This window comes from Cognatishimia sp. 1_MG-2023, from assembly GCF_030548175.1.
Lineage (GTDB): Bacteria > Pseudomonadota > Alphaproteobacteria > Rhodobacterales > Rhodobacteraceae > Cognatishimia.
Map to the genome: position 1 here is coordinate 42,841 of NZ_JAUORX010000001.1, position 21,227 is coordinate 64,067.

Annotated in this window: 23 protein-coding genes and 1 tRNA gene; 20 read left to right on the forward strand and 4 right to left on the reverse strand. The window is 51.7% G+C overall.

Going from position 1 to position 21,227, the window contains the following annotated elements; translation table 11 throughout:
- The first annotated feature begins 93 nt into the window (after window positions 1–93).
- From Q4544_RS00245 to Q4544_RS00270, 6 genes are all read left to right on the forward strand, one after another.
- Complete coding sequence (locus tag Q4544_RS00245; RefSeq protein ID WP_303503059.1) at window positions 94–534, forward strand: TrgA family protein; 441 nt, start codon at window positions 94–96, stop codon at window positions 532–534.
- A gap of 3 nt (window positions 535–537) precedes the next feature.
- Window positions 538–1,668 carry an NUDIX domain-containing protein gene (locus Q4544_RS00250; RefSeq protein WP_303503061.1) on the forward strand — a complete coding sequence of 377 codons (1,131 nt, stop codon included), beginning with the start codon at window positions 538–540 and terminating at the stop codon, window positions 1,666–1,668.
- A gap of 67 nt (window positions 1,669–1,735) precedes the next feature.
- The gene (locus Q4544_RS00255) at window positions 1,736–2,770 is read left to right on the forward strand and encodes a cysteine synthase A (RefSeq protein WP_303503062.1); all 1,035 of its coding nucleotides are present in this window, start codon (window positions 1,736–1,738) and stop codon (window positions 2,768–2,770) included.
- Window positions 2,771–2,776: 6 nt separating this feature from the next.
- Window positions 2,777–5,092: a DUF3772 domain-containing protein gene (locus tag Q4544_RS00260; protein WP_303503064.1), complete on the forward strand. Its 2,316-nt coding sequence runs from the start codon at window positions 2,777–2,779 to the stop codon at window positions 5,090–5,092.
- The gene (locus Q4544_RS00265) at window positions 5,089–5,808 is read left to right on the forward strand and encodes an alanyl-tRNA editing protein (protein ID WP_303503066.1); all 720 of its coding nucleotides are present in this window, start codon (window positions 5,089–5,091) and stop codon (window positions 5,806–5,808) included. Before Q4544_RS00260 ends, Q4544_RS00265 begins: the two co-directional genes overlap by 4 nt.
- A gap of 396 nt (window positions 5,809–6,204) precedes the next feature.
- On the forward strand, window positions 6,205–7,308 hold the full coding sequence (locus tag Q4544_RS00270) for an acetoin utilization protein AcuC (RefSeq protein WP_303503068.1): 1,104 nt from the start codon (window positions 6,205–6,207) through the stop codon (window positions 7,306–7,308).
- Between the two features lie 23 nt (window positions 7,309–7,331).
- On the opposite strand, the gene Q4544_RS00275 is transcribed toward Q4544_RS00270, so the two are convergent.
- A tRNA-Ser gene (locus tag Q4544_RS00275) sits at window positions 7,332–7,421 on the reverse strand.
- Between the two features lie 121 nt (window positions 7,422–7,542).
- Here Q4544_RS00275 and Q4544_RS00280 point away from each other — a divergent pair.
- The 7 genes from Q4544_RS00280 to Q4544_RS00310 all read left to right on the forward strand — a co-directional run bounded on the left by Q4544_RS00280 (window position 7,543) and on the right by Q4544_RS00310 (window position 13,863).
- Window positions 7,543–8,382, forward strand: coding sequence for a DUF2059 domain-containing protein (locus tag Q4544_RS00280; RefSeq protein WP_303503070.1), 840 nt, complete (start codon window positions 7,543–7,545; stop codon window positions 8,380–8,382).
- Window positions 8,383–8,595: 213 nt separating this feature from the next.
- A complete protein-coding gene (locus tag Q4544_RS00285) occupies window positions 8,596–9,234 on the forward strand; it encodes a 50S ribosomal protein L21 (protein WP_303503071.1) in 639 nt (212 codons plus the stop codon).
- A 23-nt stretch (window positions 9,235–9,257) separates the two neighbouring features.
- A complete protein-coding gene (gene rpmA / locus Q4544_RS00290; RefSeq protein ID WP_303503073.1) occupies window positions 9,258–9,527 on the forward strand; it encodes a 50S ribosomal protein L27 in 270 nt (89 codons plus the stop codon).
- 279 nt (window positions 9,528–9,806) lie between these two features.
- Window positions 9,807–10,346, forward strand: coding sequence for a GNAT family N-acetyltransferase (locus Q4544_RS00295; protein ID WP_303503074.1), 540 nt, complete (start codon window positions 9,807–9,809; stop codon window positions 10,344–10,346).
- A gap of 59 nt (window positions 10,347–10,405) precedes the next feature.
- Window positions 10,406–11,443, forward strand: coding sequence for a GTPase ObgE (gene obgE, locus Q4544_RS00300; protein ID WP_303503076.1), 1,038 nt, complete (start codon window positions 10,406–10,408; stop codon window positions 11,441–11,443).
- Window positions 11,431–12,537 carry a glutamate 5-kinase gene (gene proB, locus Q4544_RS00305; protein ID WP_303503078.1) on the forward strand — a complete coding sequence of 369 codons (1,107 nt, stop codon included), beginning with the start codon at window positions 11,431–11,433 and terminating at the stop codon, window positions 12,535–12,537. Before obgE ends, proB begins: the two co-directional genes overlap by 13 nt.
- A 60-nt stretch (window positions 12,538–12,597) precedes the next feature.
- Window positions 12,598–13,863: a glutamate-5-semialdehyde dehydrogenase gene (locus Q4544_RS00310; RefSeq protein WP_303503079.1), complete on the forward strand. Its 1,266-nt coding sequence runs from the start codon at window positions 12,598–12,600 to the stop codon at window positions 13,861–13,863.
- Window positions 13,864–13,867: 4 nt separating this feature from the next.
- Here the strand turns inward: Q4544_RS00310 and Q4544_RS00315 are convergent, their stop codons facing one another.
- Complete coding sequence (locus tag Q4544_RS00315) at window positions 13,868–14,449, reverse strand: histidine phosphotransferase family protein (RefSeq protein WP_303503081.1); 582 nt, start codon at window positions 14,447–14,449, stop codon at window positions 13,868–13,870.
- A gap of 30 nt (window positions 14,450–14,479) precedes the next feature.
- Here Q4544_RS00315 and Q4544_RS00320 point away from each other — a divergent pair, with 30 nt between their 5' ends.
- From Q4544_RS00320 to tsf, 5 genes are all read left to right on the forward strand, one after another.
- Window positions 14,480–14,671, forward strand: coding sequence for a DUF3553 domain-containing protein (locus Q4544_RS00320; RefSeq protein WP_303503083.1), 192 nt, complete (start codon window positions 14,480–14,482; stop codon window positions 14,669–14,671).
- Window positions 14,672–14,822: 151 nt separating this feature from the next.
- Window positions 14,823–15,563 carry a GNAT family N-acetyltransferase gene (locus Q4544_RS00325; protein WP_303503085.1) on the forward strand — a complete coding sequence of 247 codons (741 nt, stop codon included), beginning with the start codon at window positions 14,823–14,825 and terminating at the stop codon, window positions 15,561–15,563.
- Window positions 15,564–16,403 (forward strand): 1-acyl-sn-glycerol-3-phosphate acyltransferase, encoded by an 840-nt coding sequence (locus Q4544_RS00330; protein WP_303503087.1) that lies wholly within the window; start codon window positions 15,564–15,566, stop codon window positions 16,401–16,403.
- Between the two features lie 235 nt (window positions 16,404–16,638).
- Window positions 16,639–17,412 (forward strand): 30S ribosomal protein S2, encoded by a 774-nt coding sequence (gene rpsB / locus Q4544_RS00335; RefSeq protein ID WP_303503088.1) that lies wholly within the window; start codon window positions 16,639–16,641, stop codon window positions 17,410–17,412.
- A gap of 74 nt (window positions 17,413–17,486) precedes the next feature.
- A complete protein-coding gene (gene tsf / locus Q4544_RS00340) occupies window positions 17,487–18,362 on the forward strand; it encodes a translation elongation factor Ts (RefSeq protein ID WP_303503090.1) in 876 nt (291 codons plus the stop codon).
- A 376-nt stretch (window positions 18,363–18,738) separates the two neighbouring features.
- On the opposite strand, the gene Q4544_RS00345 is transcribed toward tsf, so the two are convergent.
- Together Q4544_RS00345 and aroQ are read right to left on the reverse strand one after the other, a co-directional pair.
- Complete coding sequence (locus Q4544_RS00345) at window positions 18,739–19,500, reverse strand: LuxR family transcriptional regulator (protein WP_303503092.1); 762 nt, start codon at window positions 19,498–19,500, stop codon at window positions 18,739–18,741.
- Window positions 19,501–19,938 carry a type II 3-dehydroquinate dehydratase gene (gene aroQ, locus Q4544_RS00350; protein WP_303503094.1) on the reverse strand — a complete coding sequence of 146 codons (438 nt, stop codon included), beginning with the start codon at window positions 19,936–19,938 and terminating at the stop codon, window positions 19,501–19,503.
- Window positions 19,939–20,267: 329 nt separating this feature from the next.
- Here aroQ and Q4544_RS00355 point away from each other — a divergent pair, with 329 nt between their 5' ends.
- Window positions 20,268–20,693 (forward strand): DUF2852 domain-containing protein, encoded by a 426-nt coding sequence (locus Q4544_RS00355; protein WP_303503096.1) that lies wholly within the window; start codon window positions 20,268–20,270, stop codon window positions 20,691–20,693.
- A 65-nt stretch (window positions 20,694–20,758) separates the two neighbouring features.
- On the forward strand, window positions 20,759–21,208 hold the full coding sequence (locus Q4544_RS00360) for an RDD family protein (protein ID WP_303503098.1): 450 nt from the start codon (window positions 20,759–20,761) through the stop codon (window positions 21,206–21,208).
- Window positions 21,209–21,227 lie beyond the last annotated feature (19 nt).

Sequence of the window (21,227 nt, forward strand, 5' to 3'; positions counted from 1 at the left end):
CACAACTTGCGGTTAAGAAATTGCAAAGACTTGCATCTAATCCGGTGCGCCCGCTAGAATTGAGCCAGAGATTCCTCAATACGAGCGCCCAAGATGCCAACCGCCGCTAAATTGACTGCAGCTATTACCCTCGCATTACTTGCGGCGATCGTATCTGAATTGTTCAAGCCGCAAATGCCAGAAGGTTTTGCATTTGGTTATTTCAGCTATGTAAACATGGCCTTTGCTGCGGTGCTGGGCTGGAAGATTATTGGCAGCCGTGCTGGCGAAGGCATTATGCGCGGCATCAACAATGGCATCACAGGCATGCTTGCGATGGTTCTGGTTTTGCTGTTCGCGCATTCCAGCCGGTTGATGTTCTACAATTCACTTAATCTGCGCTACGACAGCACAGCTGAGGCTATTCAATCAATTTTTGGTATGATGCTGGAATACGGGTTGTTATTGCTGACTCCACAAATACTCACAACCTTGCTCGTCGGCGCATTGATCTCTGGTCTCATGACCGAGGCGACGTCTCGACGCTGGAGATAAATTTTGTCGACATTGTTTTTTTACGGAACCCTTCGGCATGTTCCGTTGCTTGAAATCGTCTTGGGCCGCGCGCTGGCTGCCGGCGAAATGTCCAAAGCAATGGTGCAAGGTTTCAGCGTCCGAAATGTTCAGAACGAAGATTTTCCAATTATCATTCAAGATGACTCCGCAAACCAAGCAGAGGGATTGATTTTACGTGATTTGTCAGAAGTAGATGTTGCGCGTCTGAACTTCTACGAGGGCGGCTTTGACTACCAATTGCGGCAAATAGCTGTCCAAAGTGATCTTGGAACCGAGCAGGCACAGGTCTATTTCCCGGAGCCGGGAAAGTGGACACCGGTGGATCAGTGGTCGCTTACTTCTTGGCAGGAAAAATGGGGTTCGCTGACCTGTTTTGCAGCTAAAGAAGCCATGACATATTTTGGCACTCGCACGGATGCTGAATTTGATTTCATGTTTCCAATGATACGCGTACGCGCCGCTGCTAAAGTGAACGCTGCGGCGGATAACCCGGCCTACAGCCCAAGTGGCTTTACGCGCGATGATGTGACGGATCTTGGCACTCAAAGACCATTCACAGGCTTTTTCGGAATTGAAGAGCACAATTTTACGTTTCGCCAATATGATGGCAAGCAAAGCGCACCTGTTAAGCGGGAAATATTTGCGGGCACGGATGCCTCTATCGTTTTGCCGTATGATCCCATCAGAGATCGCGTTATGTTGGTCGAGCAATTCCGACCTGGTCCTTATGCCCGTAATGACGCGACACCGTGGATGCTGGAACCCATCGCTGGGCGCGTCGATGCAGGTGAAACACCCGAAGAAACCGCATATCGCGAAGCTGAAGAAGAGGCTGGGATCACTTTAAGCGATCTGCACGTTGTCGCAAAAGCTTACGCCTCGCCGGGATGCAGCACCGAGTATTTTAACATATTCGTAGGGGCCGCGGATTTACCGGATGATATTGTTGGGATCAATGGATTGGAGTCTGAAGCAGAAGACATCAAATCCTATTTATTCTCATTTGACGAGCTCATGACCATGATCGACACGCAACAAGCAGCCAATACACCGCTGGTTTTGGCTGGGCTTTGGTTAGCACGTCACCGTGATCGCTTGCGTTCCATGGCTTGAGTTCCAGCCGTATGCACCCTAGACATGCGATAGACGACTTAAAGACGATGTAAGGAAAGGCGCACCGATGCGTATTGTACGAGATCTGGCAGATGCCATTGGCAACACTCCTTTGATCCGGCTGAACAAAGCCAGCGAAGAAACCGGCTGTGAGATTCTCGGCAAGGCAGAGTTCATGAACCCCGGCCAATCCGTTAAAGACCGGGCCGCGCTTTACATCATCAAAGACGCCATCGCGCGCGGCGAGCTTCGCCCCGGTGGCACAATCGTTGAAGGCACAGCAGGTAACACCGGTATCGGTCTTGCTTTGGTTGGCGCCTCAATGGGCTTTAAGACCGTGATTGTTATTCCTGAGACGCAGAGCCAGGAAAAGAAAGACATGATCCGTCTGGCTGGTGCTGAATTGGTTCAGGTACCGGCTGCTCCGTATAAAAACCCAAACAACTATGTGCGCTACTCCGGTCGTTTGGCCGAAAAAATGGCACGGGAGTCAAACGAGGGCGTCATTTGGGCGAACCAGTTTGATAACGTGGCCAACCGTCAGGCGCATATCGAAACAACGGGCCCTGAGATTTGGGAACAAACTGGTGGCAAGGTCGACGGCTTTGTCTGTGCCGTTGGCTCTGGCGGCACGTTGGCCGGCGTTGGCCAAGCGTTGCAGCCAAAAGGCGTAAAAGTTGCGCTGGCTGATCCAATGGGCTCTGGGATGTTCACCATCTATCGCGATGGCGCTGCTGCTGCCGAAGGTGGCTCGATCACCGAAGGCATCGGGCAGGGGCGTATCACGGCCAACCTCGAAGGGTTCACGCCGGATATGCTGTATCAGGTCACGGACCACGAAGCGTTGCCAGTTGTGTATGACATGCTGGAACACGAAGGCCTGTGCCTTGGTGGGTCAAGCGGTATCAACGTGGCTGGCGCTATCAAGATGGCCAAGGAAATGGGTCCGGGCCATACAATTGTAACCATGCTGTGCGACTACGGCACACGCTATCAATCAAAACTGTTCAACCCGGAATTCCTTCGCGAAAAAGGTTTACCTGTTCCCGGTTGGTTGACCGACGCACCGGGAAGCATCCCTGGCGTATTTGAGGACGTGTAACCCCCTATGCGCCACTTGATCCGAGTGATTTTTGCAACCGTGCTGCTGTTAAGCGGCACGGTTTTTCTTTCGGCTCAAACAAATTCCGGGCCTGATTACGATGCATGGCGTGTGATTGCTACACGCGCCGAAGCCTCTGTCGAAGCAGGACGTGCCTCTGATATTGCACTAGAAGAACTGCGCGCGCAGCTGGTCGAATGGCGCGAAACACTTGGGAATGCACAGGCGACAAACGCCACTGCAATCCGGATTATCGAAAACCAACTTGCGGCTTTGGGTCCAGTCCCAGAAGGTGAGATCGAGCTGGCTGATATTAGTCGGCAAAGACAGGCACTGACGGACAGGCTTGCCGGGTTGCAAGTTCCCGTAAAGACGGCTGAAATCGCTTATACAGAAGCCGATGGCCTGATCCGCGGTATCGACGGGATCATTCGAAACCGTCAAACCGAAGAGCTGTTAGAGCTTGGGCCAACGCCAATCAACCCGATCATTTGGCCTACGGGATTAGAAGCCCTGCAAAACTCTTTGGCGAGTGTGGGCTTTGAAGTTGGTACAGCCTGGTCGAACCCCATTCAAAATGCAGAGTTTCGCAAGAATCTTCCTGAAGTTTTACTGCTTTTGACGGTTGCGATGTTGTTGCTTTTGCGAGGACGTCGTTGGTTTGAATATCTGGCAACGGTAATCCAAAGGCGCTCTGCAACGCTATGGCGCTGGTTGGCAGCGTCTGCCGTGTCTTTAGGGCAAATTATCGTACCATTTATCGGCCTTGTGGCATTGATCGAAGCCGCTCTTGCGACTGAACTTGCCGGATTGCGTGGTGAGCGCATTCTCTTGGTATTGCCCGATGCAGGCTTTGCAATCTTGGTCTCTGTTTGGTTGGCAAGCCGCGTGTTCCCGAAACTGGATCAGGTTGAGCCCTTTATCAAACTGCCATTCGAAGAACGCCGTGAAGCTCGCGTTTATGCAGGGCTTTTAGGGCTAATCTTGGCCATAGACCTGATATTAACGGAATTGGCGCGATACGACACATGGTCTGACGAAGCACAGGCTGTCGTCTATTTTCCACTCTTTGCTGTAACCGCATTGGTGTTCTGGCGCTTGGCGGTGTTGTTAAGCCATCATAATCGCCACTCTTCAGAGGTTGGCTATGGGGATCGTTTGGTCACCATTTGGGGCCGCCTGATTATGGCCGTTGCACTGATTGGACTTTCGCTTGCTGCGATAGGTTACTTTAGCGCCGCACAACGGTTGTTCTTTCCAGCGATCAGCACAATGCAGATCTTGGCTGTTATCCTTGTTCTGCAACGTATTTTCTCTGCGATCTATGCCGTTGCCATAGGCGGTGAAGAGAATGCCAATGATAGCCTTGTTCCAGTTTTCTTAGGCATCTTACTGGTCATCGCATCGCTGCCCATTCTGGCGCTCATTTGGGGGGCTCGAGCTTCTGATCTGACCGAGCTGTGGGCGCAGTTTTCCAAAGGTGTGTCGATTGGTGACACGCGCATTTCGCCAACTGACTTCTTCATGTTTGTATTGGTGTTTGTTGCCGGCCTAACAGTGACCCGCTTGCTGCAAGGCACGATGAAAAACACCATCCTGCCAAAGACCAAGATCGACATTGGTGGTCAAAATGCATTGGTGTCTGGGCTAGGTTACGTCGGGATTTTCCTTGCTGCCTTGATTGCTATCACGACCGCAGGCATTGACCTAAGTTCAATTGCCTTGGTCGCCGGTGCGCTGTCTGTTGGTATTGGTTTCGGTCTGCAGAACGTTGTTTCGAACTTTGTCAGCGGGATCATTCTGTTGATCGAACGTCCGATCTCTGAAGGGGATTGGATCGAAGTTGGCGGCAACATGGGGTATGTCCGCGGTATCTCTGTACGGTCCACGCGCATCGAAACCTTTGATCGGACCGATGTCATTGTACCGAACTCTGACCTTGTTAGCGGTACGGTGACTAACTTTACCCGTGGCAATACCATTGGCCGTGTCATTGCGCCCGTGGGCGTCGCCTATGGCACTGATCCGCGCCGGATTGAGGCGATCTTGCTAGAGATTGCCAAAGCCCACCCCATGGTTTTGGAAAACCCAGCCCCAAGCATTGTGTTCCAAGGCTTTGGCGCCAGTTCGTTGGATTTCGAAATTCGCGCCATCATTCGAGATGTGAATTGGTCGCTCACTGTTAGGTCTGAACTGAACTACGAAATTGCCAAACGCTTTATGGATGAAGGCATCGAAATTCCATTTGCCCAAACAGATATTTGGCTTCGCAATGCCGAGGCTTTACGTGCGCCGCATACTTCCGAGGAGAGCTCTGAATGACTGAATTGTTGTTTCTAGAAGACGCATATTTGCGGGAAACCACTGGCAAAGTGGTTGGCCACACCCAAGAGGGTGGCGTTATTTTGGATGGAACAATTTTCTATGCCACAAGTGGCGGTCAGCCCGGCGATAGTGGGAATTTAGTGTGGGATACAGGCACGCTGAAAATTGCGACTGCAGTCAAAGTTGATGGTGGTGATATTGCGCTGGTGCCAGCAGAGCCAGCGGCGTTGCCACCGGTAGGAACCGATGTGATTCAACAACTTGACTGGGATCGACGTCATCGTCATATGCGGATTCACACCGCATTACACCTTTTGTCTGTGGTCATTCCTTTACCTGTTACGGGTGGTTCTATTGGTGCAGAGAAAGGTCGGTTGGATTTTAACATGCCCGATGCGCTGACGGACAAAGATGCGCTTGAAGACCTGCTGAACGAGTTGATTGATCGCGACCTGCAAGTGTCTGAAAGCTGGATTACGGATGCAGAGCTTGATGCGAACCCCGGCTTGGTAAAAACCATGTCTGTTCAACCCCCTAGAGGATCTGGCCGTATCCGTTTGGTGCAAATCGGGCAGGGTGATGAGCAGGTTGATTTGCAACCCTGTGGCGGCACGCATGTTGCGCGTACGTCGGAAATTGGACGGGTTCGGTTGGGCAAGATTGAGAACAAAGGCCGTCAGAACCGGCGGGTTAACTTGCTGCTTGAGACGTAATTAATTCAACACAACTTCGTTGTTTCGGTATGCCTAGGTTTCGCCGCGAAACGCGTTGCGTTTAAGGCGCGCGCTGCGTTCATTGTGGAAATTCGTACGATTCCCGCGTTGAAACGTACGTTTGGGAATGGTTTGGTAGCGAAATGAATATGATGTTGCGGTATGAGCAGAGGCGAAGAACCGAATGTCTTTGGCATAGGCGCTAATGTCCACTTTGAGCCCATCACAACCGATACTGCACGGCGTGCATATGTCCTGTTAAGGTGGACGTACCTCAATGAATGTGCAGATTGAAATGATTGCGTGCTGACGATGCGCATCGCAAGAAGGAACATAAATTTTCAGTCTTCGTACCGTCCGAGAGCCTTTTAACCTCACAAGACAAACGGAACAATTATGGCAGCCAAACCGATCCTTTTAAGCAGTGATATTTATGGTCGCACAGGACAGGCATCAGCCCATCCCCTGTCATGGCCAAAGACTGTGCCTGCACTTGATATCATTCAGCGACTAGAGTGGTTTGATGACAGTTGCCAAATCGAATGCACCAAAGTCCATCCACGAAGGCTACGCTCGTTTCATGATCAAGCCTACATTGATGCCGCATATACGGCCGAGGCAGAACAATGTGTCTCACCTCTTATTCGCCAGAAATATGGACTTGGAACTGGTGACAACCCTATTTTTCCAAGCGTCATTGAGCGGGCTGCCACAGCATGTGGTGCCGCATTGAAAGCGGCCGAGCTACTAACGGATGGCGGTATCGTACATTCTCCGCTTGGAGGAGCCCATCATGTTCATCCGGCAAGAGCCGCCGGGTTTGGATATTTCAACGACCTTGCCATCGGGATGTTGGCAATGCAGGACAGGGGCCTGAGGCGCATCGCCTATATTGACCTTGACGCACATCACGGCGATGGTGTCGAAGCAGCTTTTGCCTATGACCCAAACGTCCTGACGTTTTCGATTCATGAGGAAAACTGTTGGCCACACACCGGCACTGAAAGTGACCCACATTACGGGGTATACAATCTTTGCGTCCCGGAAAGGTTCAACGACAGCGAAATGTCATATGTTGTCGAGAATGCCTTGCTTCCTATTGTGGAGAAATTCGCCCCAGAGGCGATTGTCATCCAAGCAGGAGCCGATTCACTTGAGGACGATCTCATGATGAAATTAGGGCTTTCAAATCGCGCCTACTTTAAAACAATAGATGCACTTCGCAACTTAGCACCTCGCATTTGGGTAACGGGTGGGGGAGGATATAATCCCTGGGCGGTGGCCCGATGTTGGGCGGGCATTTGGTGTGTGTTGAATGACCGTGATCCAGTTGATGAGCCTCCAATCTCGGATGAACAGCAGATCATTGATAAAGTGAACCAATGGCCTTCAGTTGCGAAGCCGCCTGAGAACTGGCTTTCATCTCTCGTTGACCAAACACGCGATGGAGTTGTCCGACCTTGCATCAAAGCGGCGATTGGGAAATTGACAGACAGCTAGAATGCGAAGGGCTTGGTGCCTAATGGCGGAGAGACAGGGATTCGAACCCTGGGTCCCCTTGCAGGGACAACGGTTTTCGAGACCGCCCCGTTCGACCACTCCGGCACCTCTCCGCGGGGGTCTGGTGGCGGGGATGTATAGCGGAAAATTGACTGGTGCAAGGATGATTTGCATTGTTTGTCAGCGCAAAGACCCTAAGTTGAAATGTGCACCATCGACGATAGGGAGATCTTCGTGCCACAGCTTTCAAAGGTTAAACTTTTCACGCCCATTCTTGCGGTTTTGTCATTGGCGTCTTTGACGTTTTCGGCGCAAGCGGCGGAGCGGGCGGATGTCGAGAACTTTTTAAAGATCACCGGTTTTGATGTTGCGGTGGAATCCATCGCGCTTGGGGCAGGTGGGGCACCCAGTATGCTGGGATTAGAAGAGGATGCGTTTGGTAAAACCTGGACTGACCTATCAGCGGCGACGTTTCTTGTGCCGGAGATGGTAGAGCAAGCGGTTGATATTCTTGAGGAAAAGCTTGAGCAAGATTTACTGGATCATGCGGTTGGCTTTTACGAAAGCGATTTAGGTCAGCGGTTGGTGCAGGCTGAAAACCTCGCGCATTTTGATGATGATGAGCTGAAACAGATTGCTGGCCGTCAGATCGTGGCGGGGATGGTCAAAGATGGCGATCCAAAGATCGAGTATTTCCAGCGCATGAATGCGGCGATTGATCCAGAGGGCTGGGGGCTAAAGGCCATTCAGCAAATTCAGGTGCGGTTCTTGTTGGCGGCATCGCGGGCGGGTGTGATCCGTCGTGATTTGGATGAAGGTATGTTGTGGGCGCAGATCGCTGAGAATGAAGCCGAGACGCTGCGCGCAATGCAGGCGGGTGCGATTGCGGGCGCGGCTTATACCTATCAGGACTTCTCGGCTGATGAGTTGGAGATCTATGCGGTGGCATTGGAAGATCCGAAAATGCAGACGGTTTATGAGCTGATGAATGCGGTGCATTATAAGATCATGGGCGACCGTTTTGACGATCTGGCCAAACATTTGGACAAATTGCGCCCCAGCGAAGACCTGTAATCGATAAAATCGTCAAAGAAAATTGGGTTTTCACCTAAGTACGGCTTGACTTGATATAGTGATGGGAACATAAGCGCGCATCGGCGTAGGGACCTCCTTGCGCCGTGTTTTGTTGTAATTACGTCCGTACCAGGACGCGCAGTTCGAGGCGGCTTTGCCACAACATCCAATCGGATGGCCACAGAACGCGATCAATTCGAAGGAAGTTGGGGCATGTTCGCAGTCCTAAAGACCGGCGGCAAACAGTATAAAGTACAGGCAGGTGATATCCTGCGTGTCGAAAAACTGGCTGCAGACGCTGGCGAGAAAATTCAATTCAACGAAGTGCTGATGCTTGGCGGTGAAAAAACCGTTGTTGGCGCACCACTTGTTGACGGTGCAGCTGTTCAAGCCGACGTGATCGACCAGATCAAAGGCGAAAAGCTGATCAAATTCGTAAAACGTCGTCGTAAGCACAGCTCTAAGCGTACTGTTGGCCACCGTCAGAAACTGACTTTGGTTCGCGTAACAGACATCTTGGCATCTGGCGCAGACAAGTCTGGCGTTAAAGCGGCTATCGGTTCCGGTTCTGTTTCTGCTGCGGCAGTTGCGGCGGCACCAGCAGCGAAAAAAGCAGCACCTAAGAAAGCAGCGCCTAAAGCGGCTGCAGTCGAAGGCGCAGACGATCTGAAAAAGCTGTCTGGCGTTGGTCCGGCACTTGAGAAGAAGTTGCTTGAAAATGGCGTAACCACATTCGCGCAAATCGCGGCATGGGGCGAAGCTGATATTGCTGAGTTCGACGAAAAACTGTCGTTCAAAGGCCGCATCGAGCGCGAAGGCTGGGTAGCACAAGCTGCCGAGTTGGCGAAGTAAGAGACGTATAGGAGACTAACGATATGGCACATAAAAAAGCTGGTGGTAGTTCCCGTAACGGTCGCGACTCCGCGGGTCGTCGTTTGGGCGTCAAAAAATACGGTGGCGAAGCTGTTTTGGCTGGTAACATCATCATGCGTCAGCGTGGTACTAAGATGTGGCCGGGCGCAGGCGTTGGCATGGGTAAAGATCACACAATCTTTGCAACTGTCGAAGGCAACGTAAAGTTCCACAAAGGCCTGAAAGGCCGCACGTTTATTTCGGTTCTCCCTGTGGCGGAGGCCGCAGAGTAAGCCGACCTAAAGGTTTTTAAGACATTAGGGGATCGGCTTTGGGGCCGGTCCCTTTTCACGTTTACACAATCGCGCCACATCGTGTGTGTAAGACTTGTAAGCGTGGTGGGGCCATTCCATATCGCTATGGATAGCTCGGTAGTAGGTACAATTTGGTCTTTGGGAGGAGGTCAGATTGAAATGTAAATGGCAGGAGTTCCTGCATTGCGAAAGAGTTACAGGCCGTTGTTAGAGTGGTTTCACTCACAATGGTGACGAAAAGTTTGGAGGGATACTTTGATGATGCACGATACGATCGTGAACCAGCCGGTGATAGAATCGCAACGCTTTGACTTGCGGTCTTTGCGCCGTTCAGATCAGGGTTTGATTGACCACTATGCAAGTGATCGCCAATTGGCACGCATGACCTCTGTCATTCCTCATCCTTTGCCGCCTGGTGCGACGGACGCATTTATAGCGCGTTCTTTGAATGCGCAGCGGATTGCTGATGTTTGGGCGATGGATGGCACAAAGGATAATGCTGCTGAGCTGATGGGCATCATCTCGCTTGATCGGATTGATGACGGTAAGTCCGAGATCGGTTATTGGGTTGCGCCACCGTATTGGAATACGGGTATTGCATCCGAAGCGGTTCGCGCCTTGATTGCGAAAAACCCGTTGCAGAGCAAAACTATGTACGCCAGCGTGTTTCAGGACAACCCAGCATCGGCACGAGTTTTGACGAACTCCGGCTTCCAATACCTTGGAGATGCTGAAACTTTCTCTGTTGCGCGTAACGCTCCGGTACCAACTTGGACATATAGTCTAAAACTGGATTGAGACTCCCCCCGTCTTTGCTGTATCAGGCGGGATAATCACCGCCTGAAAGGACCGGCCACATGAAATTCCTCGATCTGACAAAGGTCTACATCCGTTCCGGCGGCGGCGGCGGTGGCTGTGTGTCATTCCGACGTGAGAAGTTCATCGAATACGGTGGACCTGACGGCGGCGATGGCGGCAATGGCGGTTACGTTTGGGCCGAAGCCGTTGACGGTTTGAACACGTTGATTGATTTCCGCTATCAGCAGCACTTTTTCGCACGCTCCGGCCAAGCAGGCATGGGCAGTGGGCGTACCGGTGCGCGCGGCGATGATATTGTTCTGCGCGTTCCTGTCGGAACCGAAATTCTGGACGAAGATCAGGAAACGCTGATCGCTGACATCACCGAGGTTGGGCAGCGCGTGTTGTTGGCCAAGGGCGGTAACGGCGGTTTTGGTAACCTCCACTTTAAATCCTCGACCAACCAAGCGCCACGGCGCGCCAATCCGGGCCAAGAGGGCGTAGAGCGTACGCTGTGGCTGCGGTTGAAGCTGATTGCTGATGTTGGTCTGCTTGGCTTGCCGAATGCCGGTAAATCCACATTCTTGGCGTCTACATCCAATGCACGGCCCAAGATCGCGGATTATCCGTTTACCACGCTGTATCCAAACCTAGGCGTCGTTGGCGTTGATGGTGTGGAATTTGTTGTGGCTGATATTCCGGGCCTGATCGAAGGTGCATCCGAGGGCCGGGGGCTTGGTGACTTGTTCCTGGGGCACGTTGAGCGTTGTGCCGTCTTGTTGCATTTGGTTGACGGGACATCTGGTGATCCGGCGAAGGATTATCAGACCATCATTGGCGAGCTAGAAGCCTATGGTGGGGTTCTGGCGGATACACCGCGCATCACCGTGTTGAACAAAATCGACACGATGGATCCCGAAGAGCGCAAGTTCTTGAAAGAAGAATTAGAAGCCGTTGTTGGCGGCCCAGTCATGATGATGTCTGGGGCGAGCCAAGAGAATGTTGTTGATGTGTTGCGGGCGTTGCGCGCGCAAATCGACGACAATCGAGTTCGCCTAAAGACTCAGGATGAGGACGTAACCCCTTGGCAACCTTAAGTTCTGCAAAACGTCTGGTTGTCAAAATCGGGTCTGCCTTACTGGTGGATCGGACGACCGGGGCGTTGCGGAAGGATTGGTTGCAAGCTTTGGCGCTGGATGTGGCATGGCTGAAATCGCGCGGCACGGATGTTGTAATCGTGTCCTCTGGTTCGATTGCTTTGGGGCGCGGTGTTTTGGGTTTGCCCACAAACAACTTGCCGCTTGAGCAATCACAAGCGGCGGCGGCTGTTGGGCAGATCCGGTTGGCGCGCGCATACGAAGAAGCGTTAACACCTCATGGGATCACGACAGCACAGGTGCTGGTGACGCTAGAAGACAGCGCGAACCGGCGCAGGTATTTGAATTCACGGGCCACGTTGGGGCATTTGTTGAAATTAGGCGTTGTGCCCATCGTGAACGAGAATGACACCGTTGCCACGGATGAAATTCGCTATGGCGACAACGACCGTTTGGCGGCGCAGATCGCGTTGACGACCGGCGCAGATCAGTTGGTTCTGTTGTCGGATGTGGACGGGTTCTATTCAGACAATCCGCATACAAATCCAGATGCGCAATATTTTGATGTCATTGATACGATTACACCCGAGATCGAAGCGATGGCGGGCGAGGGTGTATCGGGGCTTTCCAAAGGTGGCATGATCACCAAGCTATTGGCGGCCAAAACGGCGACGGCTGGCGGTTGTGCGATGGCGATCACCGAAGGGTCTGTTGAGCGTCCTTTGCAAGCATTGGAAAACGGTGCGCGGGCCACTTGGTTTACAGCGCAAGTGACGCCACAACAGGCGCGCAAACGTTGGATCAGCTCGATGAAGCCGCAGGGTATCCTGACGATTGATGCCGGCGCCGAGGCGGCGTTGTCGCGTGGCAACAGCCTGTTGCCTGCGGGTGTGACGGCTGTGTCTGGTCAATTTGAGCGCGGTGACCCGGTTGAAATACACGCCACGGATGGGCGGAAGCTTGGGCAAGGATTGTGTGCCTATACGGCGGCGGAGGCTCTAAATATCATGGGTCAGCACAGCACCGCTGTTGAGTCGATCCTTGGGTATGTTGGGCGCACGGCCTTGATCCATCGCGACGACATGGCAATCTAACTATTACTTACTCTCTGCCAGAAGCATCTGGCCTCGTAACCCTTGCAAAGGAAAAATCTGATGAAAGATATCGCAGATATACCCGCCCTGATGAACGACATTGGCCTACGCGCCAAAGCCGCAAGCGCAGAGCTGGCCTTTGCCCCGGCCGAGGCCAAGGAAAAAGCGCTTATGGTGGCGGCTGACACGGTTTGGGCGCGTCGCGCTGAGATTGTTGAAGCGAATGCAAAAGACCTAGATTTCGGCCGCGACAAAGGGCTGAGCCCTGCGATGATGGATCGCTTGATGCTGGATGATGCACGCATCCAAGGGATCTGCGACGGGCTGCGTGCAGTTGCGGGGCAGGCTGATCCTGTGGGGCAGGTCATGGCAGATTGGGATCGTCCGACTGGTCTAAACATCAAACGTGTGCGTACGCCTTTGGGGGTGATCGGTGTGATCTATGAAAGCCGCCCGAATGTGACGGCGGATGCTGGTGCGCTTTGCCTAAAATCAGGCAACGCGGTGATTTTGCGCGGTGGCTCGGAAAGCTTTCATTCCTCGGGCGCCATCCACGCGTGTTTGGTTGAAGGATTGAAAGCCGCTGGTTTGCCAGAAGATGCAGTGCAATTGGTGCCAACGCGTGATCGGGCTGCGGTTCAAGAATTGCTAACCATGGTGGATACCGTTGATGTGATCGTGCCGCGCGGTGGTAAAGGCTTGGTCGGTCTAGTACAGCGCGAGGCGCGGGTGCCGGTGTTTGCGCATCTTGAGGGCATCGTTCATATCTACGTTGATGCATCAGCTGATCCGCGTAAGGCATTGGAAGTAATACTAAATGCCAAAACGCGACGCACGGGAATTTGTGGCGCGGCAGAGTGTTTGTTGATCCACAAAGACATCGCAGCGACTTTGGGCAAGGACATTGTCAGCATGTTGGTTGATACCGGCGTGCGTGTTCACGCGGACGAAACGTTGCAAACCATCGAGGGCACAATGCCTGCAACATCCGATGATTGGGGGAAAGAATACCTCGACATGGATATTGCGGCGAAAGTTGTGGATGATGTGGACGGTGCGATTGCCCATATTCGCGCGTTTAGTTCCAGCCACACGGATTGTATTTTGGCCGAAGATGACGCCATCGCAGACCGGTTCTTTGAGCGGTTGGATTCAGCGATCTTGATGCGAAATGCGTCCACGCAGTTCGCCGATGGTGGCGAATTTGGGATGGGTGCAGAGATTGGCATTGCGACCGGCAAAATGCACGCACGTGGCCCCGTTGGTGCAGAGCAACTGACCAGCTTTAAATATCTTGTCGTGGGTGATGGTACGACCCGCGCCTAAGCGATTAAAAAGAAATGGATATCTGGCTTTCCGAAAGCTGGATATCCAATGTTCTTTGCAAATCAGATATTGCCATTGGCAGCAGGCCGAAAGACACCGTTGCAGGTGTGATTTCATCCGCAGGACGGCCTTGGGACATGGGGTGCCAGAGGGATTCGTCGATCTTTAGGATCGGGCCATTGGCTTGGATGTGCCAGGTGTCCTCTTTTTCCTGAATGAACAGGTATCCGCCGCGCGGTAAGGCACGTTCGATGCAAAGTATCGAGAGGAAGCAAGCGCGCAGGGCAGGGCGTGGGAAGGTGCCTTTGGCCTGCCAATCGTATTGCAGGCGGTCTCCGGCCAGATCTGCGAGTATGCCTTTGATTTCGGCGGAGGAAATGACCTGTTCTGGATTTGCAGCACCAAAGGCCACACGGAAGAAGCGCACGCGGCCGCTGGCATTTTGGGCGCTGTCATTGACAAGCTGTAGCTCTTCGCTTTGTGCGCCAGTCATTGCGAGTAGTTCAACGCCATTGGAAATGGCGCCAACGGGGCTAATGAGATCGTGGCAAATACGAGAGGCTACAAGTTCGGCAAAATTTGACATACAGATACATGAATCCATTGGAGCAATAGTATGGAAGACCTAAACGCCTTTTTCGAACCGGGTATGCTGGTGCAGCATCCTGACCAGCCTGATTGGGGCGTTGGCCAAGTCCAATCCAATATCTCCGGGAAAATTACGGTTAACTTCCAAGAGGTTGGAAAGGTTGTTCTAGATAGTCAGCGTGTTGGTCTCTTTCCTGTTAATCAAACAAGTAATGGTTAATGAAAGCCTAATTCAACCCTGAATTGAAAATTTTGAAGTGAATTCTGGTGCGGCGGCAGAGTTGCCAAGGTCATTGGTCCCCCGTAAAAGCAAAAGAAAATAACAGGTTTATCTATCAATGCGCGCTGCGACCCAAAATCTTGTCCTAAAGATGGCTGAGACTGCCGATGATATCCGCGCGGCGCAGCGGTTGCGCTATGACGTGTTTGTCGAAGAACTTGGCGGGCAGGGCGATATGGTGGATCACGACGCGCGTTTGGAACGCGATGAGTTTGATCCGTTTTTTGATCATATGATGTTGTTGGATGAAGACCGCGAGGGCGGTTTGGATGATAAAATCATAGGCGTTTACAGGTTGTTACGTGATGACCAGATGCCGAAGGTCGGGAAATACTATACCGAAAACGAATATGATCTGACGGTTTTGAAAGAGGGCGGTCGTAAGCTGTTAGAACTTGGCCGGTCTTGTTTGCATAAGGATTATCGCGGCGGGGCTGCGATGTATGTTTTGTGGAATGGGCTTGCGGAATATGTCGCGAAACATGGGATTGATATTCTGTTTGGCACAGCAAGTTTTCATGGCACCGATATTGACGCCTTGTCTGCGCCGCTGTCGCTGTTGCATCATCGGCATTTAGCGCCCGAAGACCTTCGTGTGCGCGCGCGTAAAGAACACTTTCAAAATATGAACTTACACGCCGAAGTTGACATAGATCGACGCAAGGCGATGCTAGCGGTGCCTGCTTTGATCAAAGGCTATCTGCGCCTAGGTGGTTATGTGGGCGAGGGCGCTTATGTGGACCATGCGTTTAACACAACGGACGTTTGTCTGGTGATGGATACCGAACGGCTGAATGCCACCCAACGCAGCATTTATACGCGAGGCGCCTAAGTGAGCAGCCCAACTTGGCATAGCGAGAATGGCTATCCGGAGTATCCGGAGATTAAGGGCGTGGCTTGGTTGCGTGTGGGTGTTCGCGGGTTCTTTGTGTTCTCTTTGTTGATTGTTGGCTTGCTTGTTTTGCTGCTTGTTCGGTTGATTGAACGGCCGATATTTGGGGTTAAACGCCCATGGTCGCCGCGCATCACGCAGTTTGTTTGCCGGAATGTATTACGGTTTATGGGGATTGGATTTCAAACGCAGGGCAGGCCGATGCGGTTGCCGGGTGCTTTGGTGGCCAATCATGCCTCTTGGCTGGATATTTTTGTGCTGAATGCCAAGGATCAACCGTATTTTGTATCAAAGGCCGAAGTGGCGAATTGGCCGGGGATCGGAACTTTGGCAAAAGCCACCGGCACCGTTTTTATCGCGCGTGACCGGAAAGAAGCCAAAGCGCAGCAACAAGTGTTCGAAGATCGCCTATCAGCTGGTCATAAGTTGTTGTTTTTCCCAGAAGGCACGTCAACAGATTCACTGCGGGTTTTAGATTTTAAATCAACGCTTTTCGCGGCGTTCTTTACGGAAAGCTTAAAGCCGATTTCGCATATTCAGGCCGTATCAGTGAATTACCATGCACCGGAGCATGTTGATCAACGGTTCTATGCCTGGTGGGGTGGCATGGATTTTGGCCCGCATATGTTGCAAATGCTAGCGCAGCGGCGGCACGGGCGTGTGGACGTTGTGTATCACGAACCAGTTGCAGTCGCTGATTTTAAGAACCGCAAAGATTTGGCTGAATATCTGGGGCGGCATGTGAAGTCTGGGCATTACTTAGCCAAGACTGAGGTCTAGGGTTTCACTTAAATCCCCTTTGTTTCTGGGATTTCGCGCGATTTTTCGTTCGAAACGTGCGAAAGACGCAAAGAGCGCTTGCCAGCCTTTATAAAGCGATGTATTCCGCGCGCATTCAAACCCGCAGGTGGGGTTTGGGCTGGTTCAGGGGAGACATCCCTGACGGTCCGCCGGTTGGAGCAAATGCTTCCTACTTCCCCCACCAAGGCGTAAACCGGAAAAAGGAAATACACGCATGGCTCTTCCTGAGTTCACAATGCGCCAGCTGCTAGAAGCAGGCGTACACTTTGGTCACCAAACACAACGCTGGAACCCTCGTATGGGTGAGTTCATTTATGGCTCGCGCAATGGTATCCACATCATGGACCTTACACAGACTGTTCCAATGCTGGACGCCGCTCTGAACGTTGTTCGTGAGACTGTTGCTAAAGGCGGCCGCGTACTGTTCGTTGGTACAAAGCGTCAAGCAGCTGCGCCGATCGCAGATGCTGCTGAGAAATCCGCTCAGTACTTCATGAACCACCGTTGGTTGGGTGGCACGCTGACAAACTGGAAAACAGTTTCTCAGTCCATCAACCGTCTGAAAGAAATCGACGAGAAATTGGTTTCTGGTGCAGAAGGTCTGACCAAAAAAGAACGTCTGGGCATGGAACGTGACCAAGCGAAACTGCAAGCGTCTTTGGGCGGTATCCGCGAAATGGGCGGCGTTCCTGATCTGCTGTTCGTCATCGACGTGAAAAAAGAAGCACTGGCCATCGCAGAAGCAAACAAACTGGGTATCCCTGTTGTTGCTGTTGTTGACACCAACTGCTCTCCTGACGGCATCGACTACATCATCCCAGGCAACGACGACGCGTCCCGCGCGATCGCTCTGTACTGTGATCTTGTTGCACGTGCGGCACTGGACGGCATGTCTGCAATGATGGGCGCTGCTGGCGTTGATCTGGGCGAATTCGAAGAAGCACCAGTTGAAGAAGCTGTTGCTGAAGAAGCTCCTGCAGGCGCGTAAGCGTTACTTTTCTGACATGGGGGCAGGGTACACCCGCCCCCATTAACGACCTATCAAATATTAGGAGAACCACGATGGCTGTTACTGCCGCAATGGTGAAAGAACTGCGCGAGATGACCGGCGCAGGCATGATGGACGCGAAAAAAGCGCTGACTGAAAACAACGGTGACCAAGAGGCAGCAATTGATTGGCTGCGTACTAAAGGTCTGGCGAAAGCTGCAAAGAAATCTGGCCGTGTTGCGGCAGAAGGTCTTGTGGCTGTTCAAGTTGAAGGCGGTAAAGGTGTTGCTGTTGAAGTAAACTCTGAAACCGACTTTGTTGGCAAAAACGCTGATTTCCAAGCCATGGTTGCTGGTATCGCGGGTGCTGCATTGAACGTTGCAGATATTGACGCGCTGAACGCAGCGGACCTGGGCGGCAAGCCTGTTTCCGAAGTGATCACAGACAACATCGCGACTATCGGCGAGAACATGTCTCTGCGTCGCATGGCGACTGTAGAAGGTGACGTTGTTGCATCCTACATCCACAACCCAGCGACTGCTGGCATGGGTAACATCGGTGTTCTTGTTGCGCTGAAAGGCGGCGACGAAGCATTCGGTAAGCAGGTTGCGATGCATATCGCGGCAGCAAACCCACAGTCTTTGTCCGAAGCGGACCTTGACGCAGCTGTTGTTGAAAAAGAAAAGCAAGTTCAAATCGACATCGCGCGTGAATCTGGCAAGCCAGAGCAAGTGATCGAGAAAATGATCGTTGGCCGCATGAAGAAATTCTTGGGCGAAGTGACTTTGCTGGGCCAAGCTTTTGTGATCAACCCAGACCTGACAGTTGAAGCAGCAGCAAAAGAAGCTGGCGCTGAGATCGTTGGTTTTGTTCGCATGGAAGTTGGCGAAGGCATCGAGAAAAAAGAAGAAGACTTTGCAGCTGAGGTTGCTAAAGCCGCTCAAGGCTAAGTCATCTGACTTTTGAAATTAGAAACGCCGTCCAGAAATGGGCGGCGTTTTTTGTTCTTACAGATCTGATTTCATTAGATTAATAAAAGAAACGACGCCAGAGGACGAACCCAAGGCGTCGTTTCAATCTCTAGACCCATTACATGGGGATGGTGGGCCTAAAACAGACGAAATGATCCCAAAAAATCAAATCACCTAAATGCGAACAGGTCGCAATTTAAGAGCGCAGAGCCCTGAAATTGCAGAGATTGCGCCCTTAGCGTCCCTAGGCTAATGCCACACTCACGGAACTTAATAAGTTTACGCGCTAAACGTGTGTTACGTAAGGTAAGGAAACCCGTACTTTCCCACAATTTTATCCATCCAAAAGGCGAGTTTAGCCTTCGAAAGTAAACATCTGGTTGAGGAAGCTGGCTTTGAGGACCGCCTGAGGTGTGGTCTCGACGCCAAGAGATTCTCGCGCAAGGCGAAGGTGCTTTTCAACTGTGGCAGACGTGCGCCCCATAAGGGTCGCGATGTCTTGGATTGTTTTGCCGTCAGATACCCATTCCAGAACTTCGCGCTGACGTTTCGTCAGGGCGCGTTTTGGGTTCTTGTAGGGCAGGTTGAGGATTTTGAGGTGCAGCACGTTATTCATAAGTACAAGCGCTTCGCCGTGTTCTTGCCAAATCGCATCCAACTCATCTTGAGTAGAGCCAACGGGACCGGTCAAACCAATTGCGCCCTTGGAGCGCTGCGAAACTGTTTTGAAGCTGATGGTATAACCTGTGGCAACACCTTGCGTGGCGTTGAATTCCAAAACGTCTGCTTGCTCTTTCGTTAGCCCATCGCTCGCGGCCAATTCGGCCATCAAACGCCAGCTACACGCGCCAACATTGTTCAACGCCCACTTGATCATAGGGCCGTGCAAGAACATGCGTTCGCCAAAGAACGGATCCAGATACTCGCGTGAGTGATTAGACAGAATGACGAAATCTTCGGGATCACCAAGATTGTAATCGACGCGAAAGTTCGTGTAGCCATAGATCAGACGATCAAATCCGTATTCGGCCATTTTATTAACATGCATGGTCCAAAGCTCTTCGAGCGTTCCGGCGTTGGTCATGTCTGAGATGTAGCGCAAAATTGCGTCAGGCATTTATTTTCCGATGTGATTTAACATCGCATCTATCGCTAAACGGTATCCCAGAGCACCAAACCCACAAATCTGACCAACCGCGACGGGCGCGATGAAGGACTTATGGCGAAAGCTTTCACGGGCGTGAATATTGGATAAATGCAATTCAATAACTGGTAGGGCGACGGACGAAATGGCGTCCATCAGTGCAATAGAAGTATGGGTGTACGCGCCGGCGTTTAATACGATGCCGTCGTGCTGTCCTTTGGCCGCATGAATTGCGTCCACGAGCGCGCCTTCGTGATTGCTTTGAATGCAGCTCACTGAAACGCCCAAGGATTCCCCATGAGAGACGCACATGTTTTCAATATCTTGCAAAGTGGTCTTACCGTAAACCTCGGGCTGACGTGTGCCGAGCAGGTTTAGATTTGGACCGTTTAGGATAAGAATTGATGACATATTGCGTTCCTCGAATATAGAACGTGTTTAGCTTGAATTTCTGAGGGCTGTCCACAGTATGGCGGCGTTAGATTGCGATAAAGCCGTATTTATTGGGGAAATTCAGCGTTTCTGGATATTCCACCACATCAATAAATAACATAATTACCATTATACGTTATATGGAAGTGGGAATTTACGTATGGGCTGTGGCTCTATCCTATTGTGAAAACTTATAAAATCACCGTGATGTTAAAAAGTTTTACATTACCTCTTGTTTCCTTAAATGGCATCCCCATCTGTAGTCATGTGAAAGGCATTCACATTAACAATTAACCACGGAGATACTAATGACACCTGTAGCGACCGCCGCCCAAGACACTTCCCATATGGGATGGTTCTCACGCACAGAGGCTTGGTTGGATAGCAAAGGCAAAGGCGCTTGGATCGCGGCAATGGTCCTTGGGTTCGTCTTTTTCTGGCCAGTTGGTTTGGCACTTCTCTTTTACATGATCTGGAGCAAACGCATGTTTAGCAAAAACCGTTCCTGTAGCACTCATAAGCGCCGCATGCATGTGACGCGGCCAACCGGTAACTCTGCGTTTGACTCGTATCGTGATGAGATGATCAAGCGTTTGGAAGATGAGCAAGCGAGCTTTGAGGCGTTTCTTGAACGCCTGCGTGAAGCAAAAGACAAGTCTGAGTTTGATGACTTTATGGACGAGCGCGCAAAACAAGCTGCGCAAGAACGTGAAGAAAATCGCGCAGACGCCTGATATATAGTATAAATGCAATTGGCTCCCGTTTCTGCGGGAGCCCATCTTATTGAGCTTGGAGAGCCATGAATACCCGCGCTTACGCCCTACCCGATCCTGTGTCGCAACCTGAGTTTTACGCTGATGTTCCGATGAAACGGTTTCTGTCCTGGATTGCAGATATGGTTCTGATCGGCATTCTATGTGTCCTGATTTTACCGTTCACAGCCTTTACCGGCATCTTCTTTTTCCCGTTCCTTATCATGGTCGTCGGCTTTGCATATCGCGTTATTACGTTAACCAACGGGTCTGCAACGCTTGGTATGCGGTTCTTTGGCATTGAATTTCGCACCCAACATGGCGATCGCTTTGATCTGGGAACTGCGTTTATGCACACGCTGGGTTATAGCGTTTCGTTCACGTTCTTTGTCCTGCAGATCATTTCGATTGTGTTGATGATGACGTCATCGCGATCCCAAGGGTTAACAGATCACGTGCTTGGCTCTGTCGTGATTAACAAAGCCGCTCGATATTAATTGCATTTCGCTTGGCGGG